This is a genomic window from Arthrobacter sp. 05N429 (genome assembly GCF_056397045.1).
In genome coordinates this window covers 1-1615 of the sequence record NZ_JBFTMQ010000030.1, presented here as the reverse complement: position 1 = coordinate 1615, position 1615 = coordinate 1, and the positions used below count along the sequence as shown (strand labels likewise).

General features: G+C 67.6%; 2 protein-coding genes. Both read left to right on the top strand.

The window, feature by feature from the left end:
• On the top strand, positions 1-606 hold a 606-nt coding region (locus tag AC1DF4_RS19110), incomplete at its 5' end, for a PLP-dependent aminotransferase family protein (protein WP_476914349.1).
• A gap of 167 nt (positions 607-773) precedes the next feature.
• Positions 774-1615: serine dehydratase beta chain (locus tag AC1DF4_RS19105; protein ID WP_476914348.1), on the top strand; the 842-nt coding region annotated here is incomplete at its 3' end.

The window sequence follows — 1615 nt, the reverse complement described above, 5'->3', positions numbered from 1 at the left end:
TCCACCACGCACAAGACCCTCGCCGGTCCGCGCGGCGGCATCATCCTCTCCAACGACGCCGACATCGCCAAGAAGATCAACTCGGCCGTGTTCCCCGGCCAGCAGGGCGGCCCGCTGGAGCACGTCATCGCCGGCAAGGCCGTGGCCTTCAAAATCGCTGCGTCCCCGGAGTTCAAGGAACGCCAGGAGCGCGTGCTCGCCGGCGCCCGGATCCTTGCCGACCGGCTGGTCCAGCCGGACGTCACCGCCAAGGGCATCAACGTGATCTCCGGCGGCACCGACGTGCACCTGGTCCTCGTGGACCTGCGCAACTGCGAACTGAACGGCCAGGAAGCCGAGGACCGCCTCGCGGAAATCGACATCACGGTCAACCGCAACGCCGTCCCGTTCGACCCGCGCCCGCCGATGGTCACCTCGGGCCTGCGGATCGGCACCCCCGCGCTGGCCACCCGCGGTTTCGGCGAGGCGGCTTTCGCGGAAGTTGCGGATATCATCGCGGAGGCCCTGATCGCCGACGCCGGCGCCGACCTCTCCGGTCTGCGCTCCCGGGTGGAGGCCCTCGCCGCCGCCCACCCGCTCTACCCCTCGGTTGATAACCTCGCCTAAGGGACGTATTACAGAAGTAGTAGCAGTACAGATCACGACGCCGGGCCGCCGCCACAAGCTGCCGCCCGGCGTCGTGCATCCGGCGGCACTGCCGCCAACCGGCGGACGCACCGCCTTCCGGCAGGACACCCTGCCGGGCCACAGTTAAAGCCAGTTAGGAACCGACAATGGCCGTTGGAGTCTTCGACCTCTTTTCCATCGGAATAGGACCATCCAGTTCACACACGGTGGGCCCCATGCGGGCTGCCGCGGTGTTCGCCGAAGAACTCAAGGTTTCCGGGGTGCTGGACCGGGTGGCCGGACTGCGCGTGGATCTCTACGGCTCCCTCGCCGCCACCGGCCACGGCCACGGCACCATGACTGCCATCCTGCTCGGCCTGGAAGGCTTCCACCCCGAGCTGATCCTCCCCGAGGAGGTGGAAGACCGGCTGGCCACGATCGCCGAGACCGGCACCCTGCAGCTCGCCGGCGCCGGAGAAGGAAACGGAGTGCCGCTGCCCTACGGCGTCAAGGACATGATCCTGCGCCCCCTGACCATCCTCCCGCGGCACACCAACGGCATGACGTTCACCGTCTCCGACGCCGGCGGCGAAGTCCTGCACTCCGCCACCTTCTTCTCCGTCGGCGGCGGCTTCATCGTCCGCGAAGGCGAGGAGGACGCCGCGCTCAAGGAACTCGACGAATCCAAGAAGGAACTGCCGCTGCCCTTCCGCACCGCCGCGGAACTGCTGGGCCGCTGCCAGTCCAAAGGTCTCTCCATCGGCGAGATCATGTTCGTCAACGAGCGCGCCTCCCGCACCGAAGAAGAGATCCGCGAAGGCCTGCTGCACATTTACTCGGTGATGGAAGGCTGCGTCGAGGTCAGCCTCAAGCGCGAGGGGCTGCTGCCCGGCGGACTCAAGGTCCGCCGTCGCGCCCCCGACTGGCATGAACGCCTCATGAAAGAGGACAAGGACCGGGACCCGAAGTACTGGCAGGAGTGGGTCAACCTGATCGCCCTCGCCGTGAA